The sequence below is a fragment of the Methylobacterium sp. WL116 genome, assembly GCF_008039455.1.
GTDB lineage: Bacteria > Pseudomonadota > Alphaproteobacteria > Rhizobiales > Beijerinckiaceae > Methylobacterium.
Genome location: NZ_VRUV01000356.1, coordinates 1 through 4,821 on the forward strand (window position 1 = coordinate 1; position 4,821 = coordinate 4,821).

A 4,821-nucleotide genomic window follows, 5' to 3' on the forward strand; every position below is an offset into this window, starting at 1 on the left:
GCCGCGAGCGCGGCGTGCCGCTGGCGCTCGACCTCGGCAGTGGCAGCCTGATCGATCTGGCCGCGCATGGCCTGCCGCCGGAGCCGACCGTGCGGGCCGCCCTCGCCCATGCCGACCTCGTCACCTTCAGCGGCGACAAGCTCCTCGGCGGGGTCCAGTGCGGGATCGTCGCCGGGCGCGCCGACCTGCTGCGTAAGGTTCGCAAGAGCCCGTTGAAGCGCGCGTTGCGGGTCGACAAGATGACCTACGCCGCGCTCGAGGCGACGCTGCGGCTCTACCTGCATCCCGAGCGCTTGGCCGAGCGCCTCCTCGCGGGGCTGCGCCGTGAACCCGCGGATCTCGTAGTTGCTGGGATGGACCCGCATCACCAGGCCGGTGCGCGGGCCGAGCGCCTCGTCGAAGTCGCGCAGGTGGGTCCGGTTCGTGGTGCCGACCTCGCGCAGGCGACACCCGGCCCGCGCCATCACGTCGGGCACGCGGAACGAGCCGCCGATCTCCACGAGCTCGCCGCGGGAGACCACCACCTCCTTGCGCATCGCGAGCGCGTTCAGGACGAGGAAGACGGCCGCCGCGTTGTTGTTGACGACGATCGCCGCCTCCGCCCCGGTCAGCCGACAGATCAGCGCCTCGACATGGTCGTCGCGCTCGCCGCGCTCGCCCGTGGCGAGGTCGAACTCAAGGTTGCTCGCGCCCGTCATCACCGCCGATACCGCGGCGGCCGCCTCGGGCGGCAGCAGGGCGCGGCCGAGATTGGTGTGCAGAACGGTGCCGGTGAGGTTGAAGACCGGCCGCAAGGACGGGCTCGCCTGCCGGGCCAGAGCATGGCCGACGCGGGCGAGGATCTCGGCCGCCTCCGGCACGCCGTCCCCGCCGGCCCGGATCGCGGCGAGATCGTCGCGGATCGCGTCCCGGAGAGCGGTTCGGCCGAACCTCTCGACCAGCGCGACGGAGGCTTCGTCACCGAGAAGCCGCTCGACGGAGGGAGGTCGCGCGCCCTGTGCCTGTTCGCGAGGACGGGGAGCGGACGCACGTGAAGCCATGAACGAGTGATAGCAGGTCGGACCGCTCCATCCAGTCCCGCGAAGCCGCACGCGCGCCGTCGGCCCTCCGCCCGCGACCCGCTCTTGGCAACGCCCGCGAACGCGGGCAGGAAGTCGGATGATGGACGCGTATCACCAGCTGCTCACCCGCATCCTCGACGAGGGCTGCACCAAGGAAGACCGCACCGGCACCGGCACCCTCTCGGTGTTCGGCCACCAGATGCGGTTCGATCTCGGCCGGGGCTTTCCCCTGGTCACCACCAAGCAGCTGCACCTGCGCTCGATCATCCACGAGCTGCTGTGGTTCCTCACCGGCGACACCAATGTCGGCGCGCTGCGCGCCAACGGCGTGACGATCTGGGACGAGTGGGCTGACGCGCAGGGCGATCTCGGCCCGGTCTACGGCAAGCAGTGGCGTTCCTGGGAGAAGCCCGGCGGCGGCACCGTCGACCAGATCGCCTGGGTCGTCGACGAGATCCGCCGCAATCCCGATTCGCGCCGTCTCATCGTCTCGGCCTGGAACCCGGCCGACCTCGACCGGATGGCGCTGGCACCGTGCCACTGCCTGTTCCAGTTCTACGTCGCCGACGGGCGGCTCTCGTGCCAGCTCTACCAGCGCTCGGCCGACGTCTTCCTCGGCGTGCCGTTCAACATCGCGAGCTACGCCCTGCTGACCGCGATGATCGCGCAGGTCACCGGGCTGCGCCCCGGCGATTTCGTCCACAGCTTCGGTGACGCGCATCTCTACCGGAATCACCTCGACCAGGCGCGCCTCCAGCTCACGCGCGCGCCGCGGCCGCTGCCGACGCTGCGCCTCAACCCGGAGGTCCGCGACCTGTTCGCCTTCCGCTACGAGGACATCGCGATCGAGGGCTACGAGCCCCATCCCGCCATCCGCGCGCCGGTGGCCGTCTGATGCCGTCCCCGACGCACGGGGCCGGTATGCGGCCGGTCAAGATCACCTTGGTGGTAGCCTTGGCCGAGAACGGCGTGATCGGCCGGGACAACGGGCTCGCGTGGCACCTGCGCGGCGACCTGAAACGGTTCAAGGCGGTGACCATGGGCAAGCCGATGCTGATGGGGCGCAAGACCTACGCCTCGATCGGCCGCCCCCTGCCGGGTCGCCGCACGCTGGTCATGACCCGCGATCCCGCCTTCGCGGCCGACGGGATCGAGACGGTTCACGATTGGTCGCAGGCGCTGGCGGCCGCGGCGGCCGAGGAGCTGATGGTGGTCGGCGGCGCCGAGATCTACCGGCTCGCGCTCCCCCATGCCGACGCCCTCAGGCTGACCGAGGTCGCGGCGAGCCCGGACGGCGATACGCGCTTCCCCGCCTTCGACCGGACCCTGTTTCGCGAGACCTTCCGCGAGGCGCATCCGGCCGGTCCGCACGACGAGCACGCCTACACGTTCGTGGACCTCGAACGCATCCCGTGAAAACCACGATTTCCCTCGGATGTGGAGGGGCGTCCGGTCGCGGTTGCCAAAGGCGGCGCCGATGCCCACCTGCTTGCCTTGACAGCAGGCGACGGTCCCTCGCAGGTGCGTAGGCCTCCGCTCGTTCCGGTGGCTGCCTCATCCGGGCAGGTTTGGACACGGTCGCGGGCCGTTCGGGCGGTTCGAACCGTTGGCGCGCGGGCAATCCCGCAGCAGGCAGGAGAAGACGGCTAGCATGCCTTGGAGCAATCAGAGCGGCGGCAGTGGCGGCGGGGGAGGTCCCTGGGGTCGTGGCGGCGGCGGCAATGGCGGCGGCCCCTGGGGCAGCGGCGGTGGCGGTGGCGGCAAGACACCGCCCAATCTCGAGGATCTTCTGCGCCGCGGCCAGGACCGCCTGCGCGGCGTGATGCCGGGCGGCTCGCTCGGCGGCGGCAAGAGCTTCGTGGTGATCGGCGCCTTGGCGGTGGGCCTCTGGCTCGCGACCGGCTTCTACACCGTCGCCCCCAACCAGGTCGGCATCGAGACGATCTTCGGGCGCTACGTCGGCTCCAAGGGCGAGGGCCTGCGCTACAACTTCCCCTATCCGGTCGGCGGCGTGATCAAGCCGAACGTCGGCCAGGTGAACTCGATCCAGGTCGGCTTCCGCTCCGGCGGCGGAACCCAGGCGCGCTCGCGCGACATGCCCGACGAGAGCCTGATGCTGACGGGCGACGAGAACATCGTCGACCTCGACTTCGAGGTGCAGTGGCGCGTGAACCCACTCAAGGCCTCGGACTACGTGTTCAATCTCCAGAACCCGGAAGGCACGATCAAGGCGATCGCCGAGAGCGCGATGCGCGAGGTGGTCGGCCGCCGCAACATCCAGGCGATCCTGACGAACGAGCAGTCGAGCGTCGCGCAGGAGGTCAAGGAGATCACCCAGAATGCGCTCGACGAGTACGGCGCCGGCGTGCGCATCGAGGTGGTGCAGCTCGTCAGCGTCAACCCGCCGCCGGAAGTCCGGCCCGCCTTCATCGACGTGAACGCGGCCCAGCAGGACGCCGACACGGCGCAGAACGAGGCGAAGACCTATGCCAGCCGCGAGGTCCCGCAGGCCCGCGGCCGTGCCTCGCAGATCGTCCAGGCGGCGGAAGCCTACAAGACCAAGGCGACCGCCGACGCGACGGGCCAGGCCGCGCGCTTCGACGAGGTCTACGCCTCCTACAAGACCGCCCCGGCGATCAGCCGCGAGCGGATCTTCCTGGAGACGATGGAGAAGGTGCTCGGCTCCGTGAACAAGGTGATCATCGATCAGGGCGTCGCCGGCTCCGGCGCGACCGGTGCCGCGGGCGTCGTGCCGGTGCTGCCGCTGGCCGAGTTCGGGTCCCGCACCCCCGCCCCGGCGCAGACCAATGGAGCGGCCCGATGAACGCACAGGCCATCCGCACGGGCTCGGCGGTCGTCGCCGCCGCCCTCGCACTCGCCTTCTATGCCTCGGTCTTCACCGTCGGGCAGATGCAGCAGGCGCTGGTGCTTCAGTTCGGCCGCGTCCGCGCCGTCCTGAACCAGACCGGCGAGGACAAGCCCGGGCTCTACTTCAAGCTGCCCTTCGTCGAGAACGTGGTGCTCTTCGACAAGCGCGTCCTCGACCTCGACCTGCCGGTGCAGACGCTCCTGACCGCCGACCGGCAGAACCTCGAGGTCGACGCCTTCGCCCGCTACCGGATCGTCGATCCGCTGCGGTTCTACCAGTCGGTGAACAACGTCGCGCTGGCCAACCAGCGCCTCGCGAGCTTCACCAACTCGTCCCTGCGCAACGTCCTGGCGCGCTCGACACGCGACGCCATCGTCAAGACCGAGCGCACCCGCCTGATGAACCAGATCCAGGAGGACGTGAACCGGGAGGCCAAGGCGCTTGGCGTTCAGATCGTCGACCTGCGGATGACCCGCGTCGACCTGCCCGCCCAGAACAGCGTCGCGGTCTATCGCCGGATGAAGACCGAGCGCGAGCGCGAGGCCGCCGACATCCGCGCCAACGGCGACCAGATCGCCGCGACGATCAAGGCGAAGGCCGACCGGGACGTGACCGTGATCCTCGCCGACGCGACCCAGACGGCGGAGAAGCTGCGCGGCCAGGGCGACGCGGACAAGAACCGCATCCTCGCCGAGGCCTTCGGGAAGGATGCGGGCTTCTTCAGCTTCTATCGCTCGATGCAGGCCTACGAGACCGGGCTGAAGGGGAACGAGACCCGGCTGGTGATGAGCCCGAACTCGGACTTCTTCCGCTACTTCAGCGATCCGCAGGGCAAGGCGGCGCAGGGCGGGGCGCCGCCCTGCCCTGCGGATCGCTGAAGTAGCGGAAGAA

The 4,821-nt window shown here is 70.1% G+C and carries 4 protein-coding genes and 2 pseudogenes; 5 read left to right on the forward strand and 1 reads right to left on the reverse strand.

Features of this window, described 5'->3' with window-relative positions:
* Positions 1 to 14: 14 nt before the first annotated feature.
* Positions 15 to 251 (forward strand): annotated as a pseudogene (locus FV223_RS20255) (L-seryl-tRNA(Sec) selenium transferase); the annotation flags it as partial.
* Between the two features lie 30 nt (positions 252 to 281).
* Here the strand turns inward: FV223_RS20255 and selA are convergent.
* Positions 282 to 977, reverse strand: a pseudogene (selA, locus tag FV223_RS20260) (L-seryl-tRNA(Sec) selenium transferase); the annotation flags it as partial.
* 184 nt (positions 978 to 1,161) lie between these two features.
* Between selA and FV223_RS20265 the strand changes: the two are divergent.
* The 4 genes from FV223_RS20265 (at position 1,162) to FV223_RS20280 (ending at position 4,808) form a co-directional block, all read left to right on the forward strand.
* Positions 1,162 to 1,956: a thymidylate synthase gene (locus FV223_RS20265; protein ID WP_147728695.1), complete on the forward strand. Its 795-nt coding sequence runs from the start codon at positions 1,162 to 1,164 to the stop codon at positions 1,954 to 1,956.
* A 26-nt stretch (positions 1,957 to 1,982) separates the two neighbouring features.
* Entirely contained in the window at positions 1,983 to 2,477 is a 495-nt protein-coding gene (locus FV223_RS20270) for a dihydrofolate reductase (protein ID WP_147728696.1), read from the forward strand.
* A 235-nt stretch (positions 2,478 to 2,712) separates the two neighbouring features.
* Entirely contained in the window at positions 2,713 to 3,885 is a 1,173-nt protein-coding gene (gene hflK / locus FV223_RS20275; protein WP_147728693.1) for an FtsH protease activity modulator HflK, read from the forward strand.
* Positions 3,882 to 4,808 (forward strand): protease modulator HflC, encoded by a 927-nt coding sequence (locus FV223_RS20280; RefSeq protein WP_147728694.1) that lies wholly within the window; start codon positions 3,882 to 3,884, stop codon positions 4,806 to 4,808. The genes hflK and FV223_RS20280 overlap by 4 nt, the downstream gene beginning before the upstream one ends.
* Positions 4,809 to 4,821 lie beyond the last annotated feature (13 nt).